Source organism: Tumebacillus avium, from assembly GCF_002162355.1.
GTDB classification, from domain to species: Bacteria; Bacillota; Bacilli; order Tumebacillales; family Tumebacillaceae; genus Tumebacillus_A; species Tumebacillus_A avium.
The window spans coordinates 4,591,355-4,610,798 of sequence record NZ_CP021434.1 but is presented as its reverse complement, the minus strand read 5'-3'; the positions used below and the strand labels follow the sequence as shown (position 1 = coordinate 4,610,798).

19 protein-coding genes, 2 tRNA genes and 1 rRNA gene are annotated in these 19,444 nt (G+C 58.0%); 16 read left to right on the top strand and 6 right to left on the bottom strand.

Annotated elements, in window-relative coordinates:
* Positions 1 to 49 precede the first annotated feature (49 nt).
* Complete coding sequence (locus tag CBW65_RS21345) at positions 50 to 1,480, top strand: phospholipase C (protein ID WP_232463392.1); 1,431 nt, start codon at positions 50 to 52, stop codon at positions 1,478 to 1,480.
* 54 nt (positions 1,481 to 1,534) lie between these two features.
* Here the strand turns inward: CBW65_RS21345 and CBW65_RS21340 are convergent, their stop codons facing one another.
* Positions 1,535 to 2,263, bottom strand: coding sequence for a YqjF family protein (locus tag CBW65_RS21340; RefSeq protein WP_232463391.1), 729 nt, complete (start codon positions 2,261 to 2,263; stop codon positions 1,535 to 1,537).
* 132 nt (positions 2,264 to 2,395) lie between these two features.
* On the opposite strand from CBW65_RS21340, the gene CBW65_RS21335 reads away from it, so the two are divergent.
* The 4 genes from CBW65_RS21335 to rrf all read left to right on the top strand — a co-directional run bounded on the left by CBW65_RS21335 (position 2,396) and on the right by rrf (position 3,707).
* On the top strand, positions 2,396 to 3,313 hold the full coding sequence (locus CBW65_RS21335; RefSeq protein WP_087458575.1) for a DMT family transporter: 918 nt from the start codon (positions 2,396 to 2,398) through the stop codon (positions 3,311 to 3,313).
* Between the two features lie 95 nt (positions 3,314 to 3,408).
* Positions 3,409 to 3,484 (top strand) — tRNA-Thr (locus tag CBW65_RS21330).
* A gap of 17 nt (positions 3,485 to 3,501) precedes the next feature.
* A tRNA-Leu gene (locus CBW65_RS21325) sits at positions 3,502 to 3,588 on the top strand.
* A gap of 2 nt (positions 3,589 to 3,590) precedes the next feature.
* Positions 3,591 to 3,707 (top strand): 5S ribosomal RNA (rrf, locus tag CBW65_RS21320).
* Positions 3,708 to 3,765: 58 nt separating this feature from the next.
* Here rrf and CBW65_RS21315 read toward each other — a convergent pair.
* The 3 genes from CBW65_RS21315 to CBW65_RS25200 form a co-directional block, all read right to left on the bottom strand.
* Complete coding sequence (locus tag CBW65_RS21315) at positions 3,766 to 4,137, bottom strand: hypothetical protein (RefSeq protein ID WP_087458574.1); 372 nt, start codon at positions 4,135 to 4,137, stop codon at positions 3,766 to 3,768.
* 268 nt (positions 4,138 to 4,405) lie between these two features.
* Positions 4,406 to 5,434, bottom strand: a complete 1,029-nt coding sequence (locus CBW65_RS21310; RefSeq protein WP_087458573.1) for a ThiF family adenylyltransferase — start codon at positions 5,432 to 5,434, stop codon at positions 4,406 to 4,408.
* 3 nt (positions 5,435 to 5,437) lie between these two features.
* Positions 5,438 to 6,142: a molybdenum cofactor biosynthesis protein gene (locus tag CBW65_RS25200; RefSeq protein WP_087459330.1), complete on the bottom strand. Its 705-nt coding sequence runs from the start codon at positions 6,140 to 6,142 to the stop codon at positions 5,438 to 5,440.
* 84 nt (positions 6,143 to 6,226) lie between these two features.
* Here CBW65_RS25200 and moaA point away from each other — a divergent pair, with 84 nt between their 5' ends.
* From moaA to CBW65_RS21265, 8 genes are all read left to right on the top strand, one after another.
* A complete protein-coding gene (gene moaA / locus CBW65_RS21300; RefSeq protein WP_232463390.1) occupies positions 6,227 to 7,225 on the top strand; it encodes a GTP 3',8-cyclase MoaA in 999 nt (332 codons plus the stop codon).
* A gap of 15 nt (positions 7,226 to 7,240) precedes the next feature.
* Complete coding sequence (gene moaC, locus CBW65_RS21295) at positions 7,241 to 7,729, top strand: cyclic pyranopterin monophosphate synthase MoaC (RefSeq protein ID WP_087458571.1); 489 nt, start codon at positions 7,241 to 7,243, stop codon at positions 7,727 to 7,729.
* A complete protein-coding gene (locus CBW65_RS21290) occupies positions 7,726 to 8,217 on the top strand; it encodes a MogA/MoaB family molybdenum cofactor biosynthesis protein (RefSeq protein WP_087458570.1) in 492 nt (163 codons plus the stop codon). The genes moaC and CBW65_RS21290 overlap by 4 nt, the downstream gene beginning before the upstream one ends.
* A gap of 327 nt (positions 8,218 to 8,544) precedes the next feature.
* Complete coding sequence (steA, locus tag CBW65_RS21285; protein WP_087458569.1) at positions 8,545 to 9,696, top strand: putative cytokinetic ring protein SteA; 1,152 nt, start codon at positions 8,545 to 8,547, stop codon at positions 9,694 to 9,696.
* 7 nt (positions 9,697 to 9,703) lie between these two features.
* A complete protein-coding gene (locus CBW65_RS21280) occupies positions 9,704 to 10,621 on the top strand; it encodes a copper transporter (protein ID WP_157722112.1) in 918 nt (305 codons plus the stop codon).
* Positions 10,618 to 11,280 (top strand): glycosyltransferase family 2 protein, encoded by a 663-nt coding sequence (locus CBW65_RS21275; protein ID WP_087458567.1) that lies wholly within the window; start codon positions 10,618 to 10,620, stop codon positions 11,278 to 11,280. The genes CBW65_RS21280 and CBW65_RS21275 overlap by 4 nt, the downstream gene beginning before the upstream one ends.
* A complete protein-coding gene (locus tag CBW65_RS21270; protein ID WP_157722111.1) occupies positions 11,280 to 12,143 on the top strand; it encodes a hypothetical protein in 864 nt (287 codons plus the stop codon). The genes CBW65_RS21275 and CBW65_RS21270 overlap by 1 nt, the downstream gene beginning before the upstream one ends.
* Before the next feature lie 135 nt (positions 12,144 to 12,278).
* Complete coding sequence (locus CBW65_RS21265; RefSeq protein ID WP_087458565.1) at positions 12,279 to 13,403, top strand: glycosyl hydrolase family 18 protein; 1,125 nt, start codon at positions 12,279 to 12,281, stop codon at positions 13,401 to 13,403.
* A gap of 84 nt (positions 13,404 to 13,487) precedes the next feature.
* Here the strand turns inward: CBW65_RS21265 and CBW65_RS21260 are convergent, their stop codons facing one another.
* On the bottom strand, positions 13,488 to 13,865 hold the full coding sequence (locus CBW65_RS21260; RefSeq protein ID WP_087458564.1) for a hypothetical protein: 378 nt from the start codon (positions 13,863 to 13,865) through the stop codon (positions 13,488 to 13,490).
* Positions 13,866 to 13,888: 23 nt separating this feature from the next.
* On the bottom strand, positions 13,889 to 14,131 hold the full coding sequence (locus CBW65_RS21255; RefSeq protein ID WP_087458563.1) for a DUF2627 family protein: 243 nt from the start codon (positions 14,129 to 14,131) through the stop codon (positions 13,889 to 13,891).
* A gap of 240 nt (positions 14,132 to 14,371) precedes the next feature.
* On the opposite strand from CBW65_RS21255, the gene CBW65_RS21250 reads away from it, so the two are divergent.
* The 3 genes from CBW65_RS21250 (at position 14,372) to lpdA (ending at position 19,440) form a co-directional block, all read left to right on the top strand.
* Positions 14,372 to 16,459, top strand: coding sequence for a sigma 54-interacting transcriptional regulator (locus CBW65_RS21250; RefSeq protein WP_087459329.1), 2,088 nt, complete (start codon positions 14,372 to 14,374; stop codon positions 16,457 to 16,459).
* Between the two features lie 414 nt (positions 16,460 to 16,873).
* Entirely contained in the window at positions 16,874 to 17,947 is a 1,074-nt protein-coding gene (locus CBW65_RS21245) for a Leu/Phe/Val dehydrogenase (RefSeq protein ID WP_198299857.1), read from the top strand.
* 47 nt (positions 17,948 to 17,994) lie between these two features.
* Positions 17,995 to 19,440: a dihydrolipoyl dehydrogenase gene (gene lpdA, locus CBW65_RS21240; protein ID WP_087458561.1), complete on the top strand. Its 1,446-nt coding sequence runs from the start codon at positions 17,995 to 17,997 to the stop codon at positions 19,438 to 19,440.
* The last annotated feature ends 4 nt before the right edge of the window (positions 19,441 to 19,444 follow it).

Below are 19,444 nucleotides of genomic sequence, written 5' to 3'. Positions count from 1 at the left end.
ACTCTCCCGCCCTCTCGCTCATAGTATGAGTGGGAGGGGGGAGACCAAGGTGAAACACGGGCTGGAGAAGATTGAACACATCGTGGTGCTGATGCTGGAGAACCGTTCGTTCGACAATCTGGCCGGCTGGCTGTACGACAAGAAAAACCCTCCGCCAAGAGGGCAAAGGTTCGAGGGGCTGGCCGGGAAGCATTTTTCCAATGGGATCCCCGCCGGTGTGCCGGGCGCGGAACGCAAACAGGTGCCGGCGGGACGGGGGAGCCATGATCTGCACCCCGACCCCGATCCGGGGGAGCCGTACGAGCATGTGATGGTGCAGCTGTACGGGGAACAGGCATTTGCGGAAAAATTGCCGGAACGGGCGCCGATGAACGGCTTTGTGCGCGATTATATCAACGTGCTGAAGGAGCAGTCGCGGCCGGTCCGCTATGACACCTACAAGATCATCATGGACAACTTCACGCCGCGGCAGGTGCCGGTGCTGTCGGCGCTGGCCCGGGAGTATGCGATCTGCGACCAGTGGTTTTGCGCGGTGCCGAGCCAGACGTGGACGAACCGGTCGTTTTTCCATGCGGCCACATCGAGCGGACTGACCGATAACGCGCCGTATGTGAATTGGGTGGGCAATGACGGCGACACGATCTTTGACCGGATTGCGGAGCGCGGGGAGCAGGGCTTGGACTGGAAGGTCTATTATGACGCGCACAACCAGTTGCCGCTGACCTTGCTGATCCACTTTCCTAGACTGCTGAAAGATTGGCGGACGAATTTTGCCACGCTCGATCAGTTTTACCGGGATGCGGCAGAGGGGCATCTGCCGAGCTATTCGTTTTTGGAGCCGCAGTTTCTCAACTACAATGGCGGGCGCAATGACCAGCATCCGCCGTACAGCGTGGCGGAAGGGGAACGCTTGATCCGCGACGTGTATCAGGCGGTGCGATACGGCAAGGGCTGGGAGCAGACGCTGCTCGTGATCACCTATGATGAGCACGGCGGCTGTGCGGATCATGTGCCGCCGCCAAAAGCTGCACCGCCGGACGGTCATGCGCCGCAGGGGCAGCATGGGTTTCGCTTTGACCGCTTGGGCGTGCGGGTGCCAACGCTCTTGATCTCGCCGTATATCGAGCCGGGCACTGTGTTTCGGGCACGGGATGAAAACGGCAATGAGGTGCCGCTCGATCATTGTTCTGTGATCAAGACGATCACCAACCGCTGGGGACTGGAGCCGCTCACCGGGCGCGACCGGGCCGCGCATGACATCAGCGGCGTGCTGACACGGAAGACGCCGCGAACGGACGACCCGCCGATTCCTGAGCCGCTGTCGACGTCCGGCGAGCCGTTGTCGACCGAGCCGACCGACTTCTATCTCGACATCGCCGGACTGACGGCGGCGAGAATCGGCGAAGCGCTGTCGATGCTGCGCGGCGGGATGCTGGAGAAGGCGGATCTGAAAGAGATTTTCAAGAGGTTTGAGAGGTAGATTTCTGCTTGGGGAGACAGATAGACCCGATCTGCGGGAGATTGGGTCTTTTTGTTATGTCAGTTTGTGCAGCGGCCAGATGAGGGTCACGAGCTTTTGGGCGAACTGAAGGAGCGGCGCTCCATCGGGCACCTCGAACATCGTATTGGCGCGGATCTCCGCTTCGGCGTGCTGAAGCGGCCAGGGGAGGTGGTGAATCTCGCCGCAGTAGACGGTGTTTTGATAGGTGGTGTACAAGCAGTAGCGTTCGGTCAGCCAGTGGTCGAGCGTGCCGGGTTGGCTGTGCCAGACGGCGGAGACGGGGCGGTAGTCCGCTTGAAACACGGCGGGCGGCGCATCGCGGTGGGTGCGCCTGCTGGCATAGTTCACACGGCTCTGCTCATCCACCTGCACGCTCATCTCGGCGTTGAAATACGGCAGGTGAAAAAATCGCCGGGCTGTGGCCACCGCCAGACGATTGGCAGCGTCGAGCGAGAAAAAGTACACGCCAGCTTTGCCGCCATGTTTGACATACGTTCGGACATTTAGTTCGGGGAACGCTGCCGTCCCGGGGATCGGCGGGATGCCGCGGGCGTGGATGTTGCTCATTTGAAACGGGACGATGCCAATCCACGCCTGGTCGTCATACGTATCGAGTTCCAGCGTTGCAGGCACCAGTTGGCGCAGCACGGCCGCATTGACGGGCCAATGCGCGAATAACAGGTTCTCCCACGTCTGCGTCATCAGCCACGGCCCTTTGGGCAGCGGATAGGGGCGGTGCGCGGTGTGATCGGTGAGGTTCATCAGCATTCCTCCCAACTTGGATACATTCAGTATAGTCGAAAATTCCTTGATGGGCAGAATTTGCTAAAGATACTGCTCAAACGCTTGGATGAGGTGTATACTCTCTCTAAGACTGAGGGAGGAAGTATCTGTATGGACGCACGTGTAAAAGGGTTTGCTATGGTCTTGATCGGCGCCAGTTTGTGGGGACTGTCCGGGACGGTCGCGCAGAAGCTGTTTGCGGATTATGGATTTACGACCGGGTATCTGGTGACGATGCGCCTGCTGATCGCCGGCGCTGTGATGATTGGCGTGGCTTGGCTGCGCGGGAAACGGGCCGACTTGGTCGGCGTCTGGAAAGATCCAAGGGACCGCCTCGGAGTGATCGTCTTTGGCGTGCTGGGGATGCTCGGTGTGCAGTATACGTATTTTGCCGCGATCGAGACGGGAAATGCAGCGACGGCGACGCTCTTGCAGTATTTGGCCCCGCTGCTGGTGACGATCTATCTGGCGGTGCAACTGCGGAAGATGCCCCGTGCGCTGGAATTTGCGGCGGTGCTGCTGGCGCTGCTCGGAACGGCGCTGCTGGTGACCAACGGGCGCTGGGATGGTTTGTCCGTGCCGGCCAATGCGGTGGTCTGGGGGCTGGTCTCGGCGGTGGCGCTGGCGTTTTACACGCTGTATCCGGCCGGGCTGCTCAAACGCCGGGGTTCGGAGGTCATCGTCGGCTGGGGCATGCTGATCGGCGGTGTGGGCTTGCTGCTGGTCGAGCGTCCGTGGGGAACGACGGGTCAGGTCTGGACGGGGATGAGCATCGCGCTGGTGCTGTTTGTGATTTTGTTTGGCACGCTGATCGCTTTCTTTCTGTATTTGGATTCGATGCGGTTTCTCTCGCCGGCCGAAACGTCGCTCTTGGCTTGTATCGAGCCGCTGGTGGCGGTGATCGCTTCGGTGGTTTGGCTGCGCGTTCCGCTTGGACTTTTTGAAATTGTGGGCGGGCTATGTATCGTGGCTACGGTGGTGATTTTGTCACTTCCGAAAAAGAAGATTGCATCTCAAGGCGAATTTTGACGGATTTTGATGACTGCGTATGATTGTGCAGTGGGGAAGGGCATGATAAGATAACTCTTGTCACCGCGAGACACAAGCGGTTGAAACAAAAACGTGCCGGTGTAGCTCAGATGGTAGAGCAACTGACTTGTAATCAGTGGGTCGAGGGTTCGATTCCTTTCGCCGGCACCACTTCTTCAACTTCATAAGCGGTCATGGCGGAATTGGCAGACGCGCAAGATTCAGGTTCTTGTGGGGGCAACCCCGTGGAGGTTCAAGTCCTCTTGACCGCACCATATCTAGTGATAATGTCGCAGAGGTCACACCTGTTCCCATCCCGAACACAGAAGTTAAGCTCTGCAGAGCCGATGGTACTTGGACCGCAGGGTCCTGGGAGAGTAGGACGTCGCTAGGCAAAGAAAAAGACCCGATCCATTACGGATCGGGTCTTTTTGTCGTGTAACTAATCGAGATTAGTCGTAGAACTTAACGTCGATGCTCACACCGTCGGCCGGTTTGGTCACGTAGAACTCTGCTTGAGCACCGTCAACGAAGCCGCCGATGCCGCGCCATACTGCACAGGAACCCGGGGTGATGTATTGGTTGCTGACCTTATCATCCGCATTTTCTGCATCGTATTCCCACAGGGTCAGGTAACCGGACCAGTTGTAGCCGGCAGCGAGGCAGGCTCTGAAGTCGCCGCCGTTGGAGTAGACAACTACGCTTTGGGACTTGAAGATGGAATGACCAACATAGTCCCAGGAACCAGCCTCTTCAGCAGAAGCGGTCAAAGGCATAGCCATCAGAGATGCGCCAAGCAGTGCAGAAAGCAGAACTTTTTTCATGTAAGATTCCTCCAGACATATTTTTGTTTTGAATGTTATGTATGGATTATATAGTAAATACACCGAGTACGTCATTTCCTGTAAATGGGTGTATTGTGCGTTTAAACCAATGATTCTGGCAAATGCTGTCTCTATCTAATTTTCTTGTATAAATAATAAAGATAAACTAAGTAATAAAATTTATGGATTAAATATAATTAGCAAATCGAGTAAATGATGTTCGTTTTTGCACAACGTGAAAGACCCGATCCATTGGATCGGGTCTTTTTTACATGCCTATGTATTTCGCGTACAAACTGCGCGCGACGCTGACATCGTCGGTGCCATGCACGAGGACGCGGCCGTCGGCGAAAATGACGAGGCGAATGTCGTCGGTCGCATAAAAGCGCACGAGGAATTTGTTTTGCTCCACTTTGCCGCTGTTTGCCAAGCGGGAAGCCATCGCTGCTAAATCTACCTCCCACGGCTCGGAAGGAGAGATTTGGATCGAATTGCGCCCGCAGAGCGAAATCGCATCATCCCCGGCAACTGGCTGCAGATACTCAAACTCGTTCTTGCCGCAGCACACGCAGTCCGGGCGCTTGGCTTTGGCGATGTCGATCGAAGAAGTGGAATAGTCCCAGATCCCGACGTTCAGCATCGTGCGGCGAACTTTATCGGTGGCACCAACTAAAATTTTCATCGCTTCCACCGCCTGATAAGAAGCGATGATATGGATGATCGGCCCCAGCACCCCCGCCGTGTCGCAGGTCGCCGTCGTGCCCGGCGCAGGCGCCGATTCGAACAGGCAGCGCAGGCATGGCATCTCGCCGGGGATGATCGGCATGGTCATGCCATTGGCGGACACACCGCCTCCGTAGACCCAGGGAATCCCGTGCTTCACACAAACATCGTTAACCAAAAAACGCACTTGAAAATTGTCGCTGCCATCCAGCACCAGATCGACGTCGGCCAGCAGCTCCTCCGCATTTTGCCACGTCAGGTCGGCGACGACCGGCTCGATCTGCACCTGCGAGTTCACGTCGAGCAGCATCTCCGCTGCCGCAATCGCCTTGGGCAGACCTTCTTCGGCGTGACGCTCCGTATACAGCATCTGGCGCTGCAGATTGGACGCTTCCACAAAATCGCGGTCGATCAGCCGGACGAATCCGACGCCCGCCCGCACCATATGATTGGCGAGCACGGTGCCCAGCGCCCCCATCCCGACCACCGCCACGCGGCTGTCGATCAACTTGCGCTGGCCGGCTTCCCCGATTCCGGCAAATAATATCTGTCTCGAATAACGCTCCAGATCCATCTTTTATTCCGTCCTCTCCGTGCCCGGACGCAGCGGATTCCACGGCCCCTGCTGATGGCCCATCCACTCCGTGCCGTCCTCCCAGATTTCCTTTTTCCAGATCGGAACGATCTCTTTCAGCCGCTCGATCGCATAGCGTCCCGCTTCATAAGAAGCGGCGCGGTGCGGCGTGGCGACCGCGATCACCACCGCCGCGTCTTCGATCTCCAGCTTCCCGATACGGTGTGACATCGCCACGCGCGTCCCCGGCCATTTTTCTTCAATCTCAGCGGCGATCTGCTCCATCATTTTGACAGCCATCGGCGCGTACGCCTCATATTCCAAAAACACGGTGCGCTTGCCTTGCGTCAGTTCGCGCACCGTGCCGACAAACACGTTGATCGCGCCGCACAGCGGATTGCGCACTTTCGCCAGCACCGCATCGGCCGACAGGGGCTGTTCGGTGATTTCAAACGGCAGATCCTGACCGCCGGAGACGGGCGGCAAAATTGCAATCTCATCGGTCGCGGTCAGCACGGTGTCCGGTGCGGCAAACTGCTGGTTGACCGAAGCAAACGAGATGCGCAGCACGGCCTCCGCCTGCGGATGCTGTTTCGCCAGTTCGGCAAAGAGATCGGCGACGCGCGCGCCTTCCGGAAGTTGGCCTGCCCAGAGGCGGGAACCAACGGCTTCCGCGACGCCTGCAAATAATTGTACGGACAAATTCATATAGGGATACTCCTTTTTCATCTTGGGGCTCTTCCTTATGATATAATAGTTGACATGAGTTTTCTAGGAAAGGGGGAATCCCCCATGCTGATCGATAAATTCCAGCGCGTCCATGATTATCTGCGCATTTCGGTCACCGACCGCTGCAATCTGCGTTGCCGCTACTGCATGCCGGAGGAAGGCCTGCCGTTTTTGGAGCCTGCGCATTACTTGTCGTTTGATGAGATCACCGAGGTGGTGACGGTCGCGGCAAAGCTTGGCGTGCGCCGACTGCGCATCACCGGCGGCGAACCGCTGGTGCGTCCGAATCTTGAAAAGCTGGTCGGTCGTTTGTCGGCCATTCCCGGCATCGACGACATTGCGCTTACCACCAACGGCATCTACCTGGCGCAGCGGGCGCAGGCGCTGAAAGAAGCGGGGATCACCCGCGTCAACATCTCGCTCGACTCGCTGCAGCCGGAGCGTTTTGCCAAGATCACTCGCGGCGGCGACCTCAGCCGGGTGCTGGAAGCGCTGGAGAGATCGTATGAGGTTGGATTTGACCCGGTCAAGCTCAACGTCGTGCTGATGAAAGGGTTTAACGAAGACGAGATTGACGACTTTTTGCGCCTGTCGATCGAACGGAATGTGACGGTGCGCTTTATCGAATACATGCCGATCGGTCATGAAGGCGAGGATTGGAAAGCGAGCTACCTGCCTCTGGAGACGGTGCTGGAGCGCTGCCGGATCAACGGCTGGGAGCCGGTCAAGCTGTCGCAGGAGATCAAAGGCAACGGTCCGGCGGAGAACTATCAGATTCCCGGCGCCAAAGGCGCGTTTGGCCTGATCCACCCGGTCAGCGACCATTTCTGTCAGAGCTGCAACCGCCTGCGCTTGACGGCCGACGGCAACCTCAAGCCCTGCCTGTACTGGGAAGATGAGTTTAACGTCAAAAAGGCGCTCGGCGATGAGGGCCAGCTGACGGAGCTGTTCCTGCGCGCGCTCGATGCCAAGCCGGAGACGCATGAGATGGCCAAGGCCTTGCAAGGCGAAGAAAAATCGCACAACCCGACGCTGCGGCGCATGTCGCAGATCGGCGGGTAACGGGGAGAGTAGAGCGTGGAAGAAAAATTCACCCATTTTAATGAACAGGGCCGCGCACAGATGGTCGATGTCACGCAAAAAGAGGTCACCAAGCGCACGGCGACCGCTTTTGCGCGCATCGAGATGCGCCGGGAGACTTTGACCCTGATCCGCGAAGGCAAAATGAAAAAAGGCGACGTGCTCGCCGTCGCGCAGGTCGCCGGGATCATGGCGGCGAAAAAGACGTCGGAGATCATCCCGATGTGCCATCCGCTGCCCTTGACCAAAGTCGACATCTCGTTTGAAGAAGCGGGGGAGGACGCCTTGAACGTCTACGCCACCGTCGCCACCACCTACGTGACCGGCGTGGAGATGGAAGCGTTGACCGCCGTCACCGCCGCCGCCTTGACCGTCTATGACATGTGCAAAGCGGTCGACAAAGCGATGACGATTCAACAGGTATCGCTGCTGGAGAAGACGGGCGGCAAAAACGGCGATTTTCACCGGGAGGAGGCGGCAAGATGAGTGCATGGAAAGTAGGCATTCTCACCTCCAGCGACAAAGGGGCGCGCGGCGAACGCGAAGACCTGAGCGGACAGGTGATCCGCGAAATGATGCTCGACATCGGCGGCGAGGTGGTCGTCTACCAGGTTGTGCCCGATGAATTTGACATTTTGCGCAATTCTATGGTAACCTACTGTGACGAGTTAAATCTTGATCTTATCGTCACGACGGGCGGAACGGGCCTCGCCAAGCGCGATGTGACCCCGGAAGCGACCTTGGCGGTGATCGAGCGGGAAGTGCCGGGCATGGCGGAAGCGATGCGGGCAGCCTCGCTTGCGAAGACCAAGTTTGCTATGCTTTCGCGCGCCGTGGTTGGCACGCGCGGCAACACGCTGATCATCAACTTGCCGGGCAGCCCGAAAGGCGTCCGCGAGTGTCTGGAAGTGCTCTTGCCGGTATTGCCGCATGCTTTGGAGATTTTGCAGGGCAAGATGGGCGAGCACAAGTAAGCGGAATTTAGTTCCGATCGTAAAAAACTTTTTTCTTGGTGAAACTTTTTCACCTCGAAAAACATCTTACATATATGTAAGACCCACAAGAACGGCTCCGCTCGTTTGCGAAATGGCTAGCGCAGACGAGTGCAAGTTCCCCAACAACAGACATTCTGTTTGTGCAGAATGTGGGGACGGATCGAGCTTATAGGAAACAGAGACCCTGATTTCGAGCCAAGGGTCTCTTTTTCTTTTCTCCATATTTCCATCTCAGGGATTATCTGACGGCTGCCTGTTCCATAATAAGGGTAGCCGTTTTTTATTTGGGAAAGGTGGACGCCCGAGATGCGTTTTGCGCTGGAGAAAAAGGGAAGCGGAGTTCGACTCTACGGTGCGGCGCGCGCAGACCGCAAGACGAAAAATCTCGTCAAGCGACTGTTGCCGGGCGAGATCGCCGTGATTTCGCATGTCGATCTCGATGAAGTGGCAGCCGACGCCTTGATCGCGGCGAAAGTGCAGGCGGTGATCAACACGGCCGCTTCCATCTCCGGCCGCTATCCGAATCTCGGGCCCTTGAAACTGGTGCGGGCCGGCGTCTTGCTGCTCGACGAAGCCCCCGCTGCGCTGCTTGAGAAGCTCACAGACGGGCAGCAGGTGTCGGTGATCGACAACCTGGTCGTGCTGGAAGACGCGGTGCTGGGCAGCGGGCAGGTGCTCGATGAAGCCTTGATCCTCGCCAAGATGGCGCAGGCGATGCTGAACGTCCGCAGTGAACTGCGTTCGTTTGTGGAAAACACGCTGACCTATGCGCAGCAGGAAAAGAACTTTTTTCTCGGCGATCTGCCGAAGTTAGACTTACATACGAAAATGGCCGGAGAGCATGTGCTGGTCGTGGTGCGCGGGCCGACGTACAAAGAAGATCTGCGTGCCGTCGCCACGTATATCCGCGATGTGCGGCCGGTGCTGATCGGTGTGGACGGCGGCGCCGACGCGTTGCTGGAAGCGGGCTTTCGGCCCGACCTGATCGTCGGCGACATGGATTCGGTGACCGATGCCGGGCTGTGCTGCGGGGCGGAGCTGATCGTCCACGCTTATGCGGACGGGCGCGCGCCGGGCTTGTCCCGCATCGAAGGGCTGAACGTCCCGGCGCACGTCTATCCGGCCCCGGGCACCAGTGAAGACGTGGCGATGCTGATCGCGCACGAGTACGGGGCGGAGCTGATCGTTGCGCTTGGCACGCATTCGAACATGATCGATTTTCTGGAAAAAGGTCGGCGGGGCATGTCCAGCACGGTGCTGACGCGGATGCGCATCGGCAACAAACTGGTCGATGCCAAAGGGGTGTCGCAGCTGTACTGCAAAGCGGTCGACTGGCGCGCCGCCTGTCTGGTCGTGGGGGCGGCGATGGTGCCGCTTGGCGTGCTGGCGTGGCTGAACCAGCCGACCCGGTCCTTTTTGAAGATGGTGTATCTGAACGTCAAGCTGTTGGTGACGTGATCTTGGCGTGAGACAGGGGGTGAGCAGGCTGTACGGGTTCCGATACCACATCATGACGCTGATCGCCGTGTTTCTGTCGCTGGGCCTTGGGCTGCTGCTCGGCGGAACGCTTGGCGAAGAGGTGATCGTCAAAGAGCAGGTGCAGCTGCTGGAGCAGTTGGAAGAACGGTACACGCAGACAAAAGCGGACAACGTGAAATTGAAACGCCAGAACAGCGAATTAAACCGCGATCAGGATCGGTTGGAGCAGGTCGTCGCCCAAGTCGGCGGGCATTATGTCAAAGACCGGCTCGCAGGCCAAAAGGTCGCGGTGCTGCAACTGGAAGCGGCCGACCTCTCCGGACTGCTCACCCAGCTGGAAGCGGCGGGGGCGAACGTGACCAGCACGGTGACGCTGACCAACGCGGTGCCGCTCTTAGAGGCGCGCCAGGAGCCTTTGCTGCAGGCGCTGGGTCTGGGGTTGCTATCTGCCAAAGATTCCAGGCTGGTGCATACCGCCCTCGCCGAGACATTGGTGCGCGAACTGTACTTGCAAAAAGGCGGCGGGCTGGTCGACTATCTGCAGAGCACCAATGCGCTGACCGCCAGCGGTGAGCTTGGCGTGCGCCCGGACCGCGTCGTGTTGGTCGGCGGGGCGGGCGAGACGGGCAAAAGCAGGCTCTATTCGGTCGACCTGCCTTTGCTGAAAGCGCTGCAGAAGCAGGAGTTGTACACCGCCTGTGTCGAGCAGTCGGACGTTTCGCACTCCGGCATCGCGAACTACCGCGATCTGGGGATCTCGACGGTGGACAACATCGATCAAGTGACCGGGCTGGTCGCGCTGATCGACATTTTAGGCGGCGCCAAAGGGCATTTTGGCGTGAAGCGAACGGCAGAAGCGTTGCTGCCCCAAGTCACCAATGCGAAGGAGGTCAGCGCCCAGTGAAGGTGAGCGTGCTCATCCCGGCATGGAATGAAGCGGACCGCATCGACCAGACGATTTTGGCCGTGCGGACGCTGGATATCGTCGACGAGATCGTGGTGATCGACGACGGTTCGACCGATGACACCTACCGCATCTCGCTGGAAGCGGGGGCGCGGGTGATTCGCCACTCCACCAACTATGGCAAAGGGGCGGCGCTGTATTCCGGCCTGCTCGTGGCCGAAGCGGACATCTATGTGTTTCTCGATGCGGACATGTGCGAGACGGCGGTGGAGATCGAGAAGCTGATCCGGCCCCTTTTGCAAAACCGCTGTGACATGACGATCGGACGGCTGCCCAAGCCGCTCAAGGGCGGATTTGGCCTCGTCAAAAATTTTGCCCGGGGCGGCATCAGGCGGCTGGGCGGCGTGGACATGCAGGCGCCGCTCTCCGGGCAGCGGGCGCTCAACCGCAGCGTCTTGGACGCGATCGGCAACCTTGGCGACGGGTACGGCGTGGAAGTGGGGATGACGATCGACGCGGCCAGGGGCGGCATGCGCATCTTGGAAGTGGAAGTCGACATGAAAAACCGCGAGTATGGGCGCGACCTGCGCGGGTTTCTCCACCGTGGCAAGCAGTTTCTGCAGATCGCCCGCGTGCTCCTGAACAGGTGGCAGACATGATGAACACATTTTTGACAGGAACTGCTGTCGGACTGTTGCTGGCGTTTTGGGGCGGCTATCTGCTGACCGGGTGGATGGTGCCGCCTTTGCAGCAGGCGATTCGCAATGCCGGGCTGCTCCGGCCGAATTATGCGGGCAAAAGTGTGCCGGTCGGCCTCGGCACGGCGCTTTGGCTGGGGATGTTTCTGACGACCGTGCCGTTTTTGCTGCTCAGCGACGTCTTGCCGATTCCGTGGGCGATGGTGCAGGACATGATCGGGCTTTTGTTTGTCTCGACGGGATTCGTGCTGATCGGGCTGCTCGATGATGTGGCGGGCAACCGCGATGTGACCGGCATCAAAGGGCATTTGAAAAAGCTGTGGCGGGGGCGCGTCGTCACCACCGGCTTGATCAAAGCGGTGGCCGGGCTGTGCACCGGCATCGCCGGGGCCTGGATGCTGGGGCTGGCCGGCTGGGAGTTGGCGGTCGGCAGCCTGGTGATCGCGTTGTCTGCCAACCTCGTCAACCTGCTTGACCTGCGTCCGGGCCGGGCTTGCAAAGGCGTGCTGTTCGCCTTGCTGCTCTTGGCCGTCTGCTCCTTGCGCGCGCTCGACTCGCCCGCGTTTTGGCTGGTGTTGGGCGCGGTGCTCGCTTACTTCCCAGACGATGTGAAAGCGCGGATGATGATGGGCGACGCCGGTTCCAACCTGCTTGGCGGCAGCATCGGGATGCTCGTGGTTGCCACCTGTTCGCTGCCGGTGCTGCTGACCTGGCTTGGCGTGCTGCTTGTTGTGCATCTGTACGCGGAAAAATATTCGCTGTCGGAAACGATCGAGAAAAACAGACTGCTCCGCTGGCTGGACGTGCTGGGGCGGTCGGCGTAACTAAAGAACTGAAAAGCAAGGCTCCCGTTGCTGACGGGAGCCTTTTTGCTGTCAAATTGTACCGCTATCTCTTTTTCTAGGATTCTACTATCCTATTAAGTAGACTAACATCTACTTATAAAGGCAGGGAATCGCATGAAAAAGAAAAGCGTATTTTGGCGCGGTATCTCGTTGTTCGCAATCGCAACTCTCGTGTTGGCCTTGGTCTTTACTCTGAACGATCCGGGCGCGGAAGCGAAGCGCAAAACGACCACTCCTCCGCCTCCTGTAACGGAGCCTGTTCCAACGCCTGCTCCGGCGGTGAAGACGGTGCTTGGCTATTACACCGTCTACTACACAGGGGACAAAAATTCGTATAATTCGCTGTCTTCATATGGTTCGTATCTTAATGGAGTCTCAATGATGACCTTCCATGCCACGGCGACCGGCGACATCTCCGGCACCGCTGCGACGGACGGCATTCAGCTGGCTGCTTCGAAAAATGTCGGGGCATACGCTGCTTTGACCAATGAGACGGCAAACGGCTTTGACAAAGATCTGGCACATACGGTGCTCGCCGACCCGGCATTGCGCCAAAAGACGGTCAGCAATGCGCTGAACCTGGTCAAAGCGAACGGCTTTGCCGGGCTGAACGTCGATTTTGAAAACATGCTGCCGACCGACCGTCCGCTGTACACGTCGTTCGTGAACGAACTGTCGACGGCGCTGAAAAGCAACGGCAAACAGCTGATCGTCTCGATGGCGGCCAAGACGTCCGATGCGCCGACGTCGAACTGGTTTGGCGCGTTTGACTATGCAGCGATCGGGCAGGCGGCCGATCTCGTGCAGATCATGACGTATGACGAAAACGGCCCGTGGGGCGCGCCGGGCTCCGTTGCCGGCTACCCGTGGGTGGAAAGCGTGGTCAAATACGCCGTTTCGCAGATCGCTTCGACCAAAATTTTGATCGGGCTGCCGGCATACGGCTATGACTGGAACACGACGGCCGGCACCGGCAAAGCGGTGACGTGGAAAGGCATTCCGAGCCTGATCTCCACCACCGGCGCTGTGCCGAAGTGGGATGCGGTTAAGCTCTCTCCGTATTTCACGTACACGGCGGAGGATGGCTCCGCTCACACCGTCTGGTATGAAAACAGCCAGTCGATCACAGCGAAGACAAAACTGACCGGCCTTTACAACCTCGGCGGCGTTTCTGTCTGGCGCATGGGGCTGGAAGACGAATCGTTCTGGCAAGCGGTGCAGAGCGGTCTGGCGCAGTAAACAATATCATCCGCAGTAAAATCATCTGCAGCAAAAAACCGGCACCTCCCCAAGCGGGAGCGTGCCGGTTTCTTTTTGTCAAAACTATTGGCCCATGCGATTCTCCAGCTCTTGCTGGATCATGTTCAGCACCGCGCCTTCAATCACGCCGTTGTTTGCCATGACCTGCTGCTGGATGATCCCGATCACCACATCATAGCCGAGCTGGTCGACCGCCTGCTGTGTGGACGGGTCTTGCATCAGGTCGCTCAGGAATTGGTTGACTTCCGTCTGGCCGACATTGGCAACCTGCATCAGTTTCTCGGTCAGCTGTGCATCTTGCTGGAACTGATTCAAGGTGTCCTGCGCCTGTTGTTTGAGTTCGTTTGCCTTTTGGGTCAAAGCATCCTGGTCGATGGTCACGGAGCATCCGGCCGCCACAAAAGCAGCGGCGAGGGCTGCGAGGAACAGTTGTTTTTTCATCGGGAAAACGCCTCCTTCGAGAGTTATTTCGTTTTCCAAGCGGGAGGTTTTACTTTGCCGCGCTTGCTGTCACGGTAGAAAACAAAGCCGCCGAGGAAGGCGATCCCGCCTGTCATCAGCAGGCCGCCGAGCACGATACGCCACCAGATGACCGCGTCCGGGTGCGCCATCTTGTCGATGATCGCGACGCGAATCAGATTCAGTCCGTAGCCGGCGATGAGGAAAATGCCAATTAAGATCGCCCAAACGATCACTTTTTTAAACATAGGGGTCTCGTCCTTTCAAACTTGCCGGTAGATTCATGTTTACTATACCGTACCGGACAGAGCTTCACAAGAACGTGCAAAGCGGCCTGCTCTTTCTATACGCGAGGGGAAGAGATTGGTTGCAGGATTTCCGCTTTCTGCTGTCGAAAGCGTTTTGAGTGTGCAATTTTTTTCATACATGCAATCGTTTGCAAGACAAATTTTGCAGACTGATATAGAAGACAGAGTGGGGTGGCAGGGTTGATCAACATTTTGATTGTCGGAGCGGGCCGTGGGGGAACGGCGCTGCTCAAAGCGTTTCAGGATCTGGCCAAAGTCCGCGTGATCGGCATCGTCGACATCGATCCGTCCGCGCCGGGACTGGCTTTGGCGCGTGAGAACGGGATCGCGGCCGGGGAGAGCTATGAAGAGTATTTGAATGAGCAGGTCGATGTGGTGATCGAAGCGACGGGCGATCCCGGCGTCAACCGGCGGATCAATGAGCTGAAAGGAAAACACACGACGCTTGTGCCGGGGGCGATCGCTTCTTTGATGATGCATTTGATGCTGGAAAAAGAAGCGCTGATCCATCAGCTTAAAGTCTCGCGCTCGGAGTTGTCGATCGTGCTCAACTCGACGCATGACGCGATGATCGCGATCAATGCGGACGGCGTGATCGCCTTGTATAACGCAGCGGCGGAGCGGCTGACCGGCATCGACGCCGGGGAGATGATCGGGAAGCTGGCAAGCGTTGCGGTGCCGAACTCGCGTCTGCATGTCGTGCTGCAGACGGGAGAGCCGGAGCTCAATCAGCTGCAGCAGTTCGGCAAGACGCGGATCATCACCAACCGCGTGCCGGTCCGGGATGAGGCCGGGCAGGTCGTCGGCGCTGTGGCCGTTTTTCGCGACATCACCGAGGTGCAGCAGCTGGCCGAAGAGGTGACCAACCTCAAGGAGATTCAGGAGCTTTTGCAGGCGATCATCAATTCCACGCAGGACGCGATCTCTGTCGTTGACAAGGAAGGGCGGGGCATCATGATCAACCCGGCCTACACGCGGCTGACCGGGCTGACCGAAGGGGACATCATCGGCAAGCCGGCCGAAGCGGATATCGCCGAAGGGGAATCGATGCACATGAAAGTGCTGACCACGCGCAAACCGGTGCGCGGCGTCGGCTTGAAAGTCGGCCCGATGAAGCGCGAAGTCCTGGTCAACGTGGCGCCGATCGAAGTGGATGGCATGTTGAAAGGTTCGGTCGGCATCATCCACGACATTTCGGAGATCAAAAAGCTGACCGATGAGCTGAATCAGGCAAAGCAACTCATAAGAAAGCTGGAAGCGAAATATACCTTTGATGATATCATCGGCACGTCTAATGAGATGGTCATGGCGATCGAACAAGCCCGCAAAGCGGCGCAGACGCCCGCTACGGTGCTTCTGCGCGGCGAATCGGGGACGGGGAAGGAACTGTTCGCCCACGCCATTCACAACGACAGCGAGCGCAAATACAACCAGTTCATCCGCGTCAACTGTGCAGCGATCTCCGAGAGCCTGCTCGAATCGGAGCTGTTCGGCTATGAGGAGGGCGCCTTTACCGGCGCCAAGCGCGGCGGCAAGAAAGGCCTGTTCGAAGAGGCGTCGGGCGGCACGATCTTCCTCGATGAGATCGGCGAGCTGTCGATGAGCATGCAGGCGAAGATCCTGCGCGTGCTGCAGGAAAAGGAAATCCTGCGCGTCGGCGGCGCCAAAGCAACCACCGTCGACGTACGCGTGATCGCGGCGACCAACGTCAACCTCGAACGGGCGATGCAGCAGGGGCAGTTCCGCGAAGACTTGTATTATCGCCTGAACGTCCTGCCGATCATCATCCCGCCGCTGCGGATTCGCAAAGTGGATCTGGAGGCGTTTGCACAGCGCCTGATTCAAAAATACAACCAAGAGTACGGACGCAGCGTAGAGCGCATCGCCGCGCAGACCTTGATCAAAATGCAAAGCTACGCCTGGCCGGGCAACGTGCGCGAACTGGAAAATGCGATTGGACGAGCTATGATCAACATGAAGTTTGCGGAAACGGTGATCGAGCCCCACCACCTGATCCTGCCGGGCGAGAACCCCGGGCAGAATCTGGTCGGCGGCACCGCCACAGAGCGCAGCGCAGCGCCGCTTGCGGCAGTGGCCGGGGAAGCCGGAGCTGTGCGCACGCTTGATGATGTGGTCGGCGAGGCGGAGCGTCTGCACATCGAACGGGCGCTCGCGCAAACGAAAGGCAACAAGACGGAAGCGGCGAAACTTTTGGGAATCGCCGTGCGCAGCCTGTATTATAAGTTGGACAAATATGGGTTACAGTGAGAGAGGTATGAATGGTTTTGCATAGTTGCGCAAGTTGTTGCTTGCAAGAATTTGCGCACACTCTGCAAAACTTTGCAGTTTGCACAGAGGCGCTTTAGAGCAGGGAAGTATTTTTCTGCCCGTGAAGCGTTTCGCAGCACCGCTTCGTAAACGCTTTCAAAAAAGTTGGCATGGACCTTGCATATAGAATATTGGCGTGGACAGTTTTCCGGCCAATTTTCTTTTGGCAAAACTGGACATAGTTAACGGGAGTGTGGCAGATGCTATCCATAACTGCCTTTCGCTTCCACAGCAACCCATACTTATGGTATTCTGTTTCTTGGGTATGGGGTGTTGCTAAGACCTTATCTTAACTTTCAGAAAAAAGACTTCTCAACTCTCGAAGGGGGAACTATCGTGAAAATTTTTGAATATATGGAGAAATATGACTACGAACAAGTGGTGTTCTGTCATGATGAAGCATCCGGACTGAAGGCAATCATCGCGATTCACGATACCACCTTGGGGCCGGCACTGGGCGGCACCCGCATGTGGACCTATGAAACGGAAGAAATGGCAATCGAAGATGCACTGCGTCTGGCACGCGGTATGACTTATAAAGCAGCGGCAGCCGGCCTCAACCTCGGCGGCGGCAAGACCGTCCTGATCGGCAACCCGAAGACCGACAAATCGGAAGCGCTGTTCCGCGCGCTCGGCCGCTACGTCGAGTCCCTGAACGGCCGTTACATCACCGCAGAAGACGTCGGCACCACCGAAGCGGACATGAACTACATCCATATGGAAACTGAATACGTGACCGGCGTTTCCGTCGAGTACGGCTCCTCCGGCAACCCGTCCCCGATGACGGCGCTCGGCTGCTTCCGCGGCCTGCAAGCTGCTGCCAAGGCAGCGTTTGGCTCCGATGACGTAAGCGGCAAGACCGTCGCGGTGCAAGGCGTGGGCAACGTTGGCTACTACCTGTGCAAACACCTGCACGAAGCAGGCGCGAAGCTGATCGTCACCGACATCAACCAAGAGTCGATCGACCGTGTCGTCCGCGAGTTCGGCGCAGAAGTTGTGGCTCCCAACGACATCTTCGGCGTACAATGCGACATCTTCGCACCGTGCGCGCTGGGCGCGATCATCAACGATGAGACCATCCCGCAACTCAAGTGCAAAGTGATCGCAGGCTCGTCGAACAACCAGCTGCGCGAAGAGCGTCACGGCGACCTCATCCACGAGATGGGCATCTACTACGCTCCGGACTACGTCATCAACGCAGGCGGCCTGATCAACGTTGCGGTGGAACTCGAAGGCTACAACGAAAACCTGGCGCGCAAGAAAGTCGAAAACATCTACAACATCATCTCCACCATCTTCGACATCTCCAAGCGCGACAACATCCCGACTTACAAAGCGGCTGACCGCATGGCGGAAGACCGCATCAACCAACTGAAAAACACCCGTTCGAACTTCTTGAAGACTGAGCGTTCCCTGCTGTCGAAATAACATTCTCCGCAGAACGATTTGAACCAGTGGAAGGAGCCAAGGATTCAATGTCTGATCAATACGATGTTGTGGTCCTGGGCGGGGGCACGGGCGGCTATGTAGCCGCCATTCGTGCTGCCCAGCTCGGACTGAAAGTGGCAGTGGTCGAAAAAGAAAAAGTCGGGGGCACCTGTCTGCACCGCGGCTGCATCCCGTCCAAAGCGCTACTGAAGAGCGCCGACATGATGGCGACCGTGCAAAAGTCAAAAGAGTTTGGCGTTGCAGTCGAGGGCTCCGTGTCGCTCGACTTTGGCAATGTTATGGCTCGCAAAGAAAAGATCATCAACAACCTGCACAAAGGCGTGCAGAGCCTGCTCAAGAAGAACAACGTGGAGGTCATCGAAGGCCTCGGCCGCGTGATGGGCCCGTCGATCTTCTCGCCGACCGCAGGCGCAGTTTCGGTGGAGCGTTCCAACGGCGAAGCGGAGATCATCGCGCCGCGCAACGTTGTGATCGCGACCGGCTCCCGTCCGAGATCGCTGCCGGGTCTGGAGATCGACGGCAAATTCGTCATCACCTCCGACGAAGCGCTGGAGATGGAAGAGCTCCCGAAATCGGTGATCATCGTTGGCGCCGGCGTCATCGGCTGTGAATGGGCTTCGATGCTGTCCGACTTCGGCGTGGAAGTCACGATGATCGAATACGCGCCGCGCATCCTGCCGCTCGAAGATGCGGATGTATCGGCAGAGCTGGCCAAGCTGTTTGGCCGCCGCAAGTCGAAGATCAAGATCCACACCTCGACCGGCGTCAAGGCGGACAGCGTGAAGATCGAAGAGGATCAGGTGTCGATCTCGGCAGCTGTCAACGTCGGCACCGACAAAGAAGAGCTGCAGACCTTCACCGCAGACAAGATCCTCGTCTCGGTCGGCCGCGCGGCGAATGTCGATAACATCGGCCTTGAAGCGACGGAGATCGTCGTTGAACGCGGCACGATCCAAGTCGACGAGCACTACCGCACCAAAGAAAAGAACATCTTCGCGATCGGCGACGTGATCAACACGCCGCAGCTGGCGCACATCGCCGCGCACGAAGGCATTCACGCGATGGAAGTGATCGCGGGCGAGCATCCGCATCCGATCGACTACAAGATGATCCCGCGCTGTACATATACCCGTCCGGAGATCGCATCGCTTGGCTACACAGAAGCGGAACTGCGCGAAGAAGGCCGCGAGATCAAAGTCGGCAAATTCCCGTTCCGCGGCATCGGCAAGGCGCTGGTCAACGGCGAATTTGACGGTTTTGTCAAAATGATCGCAGACGCGAAGACGAACGACCTGCTCGGCGTTCATATCATCGGCCAAAACGCCACCGACATGATTTCCGAAGCGAGCCTGGCGCAATTCCTCGACGCGACTCCGTGGGAGATCGGCACTGCGATTCACCCGCACCCGACTCTGTCGGAAGCGATCGGTGAAGCTGCGCTCGCCGTCGACGGCAAAGCGATTCATTTCTAGGGAG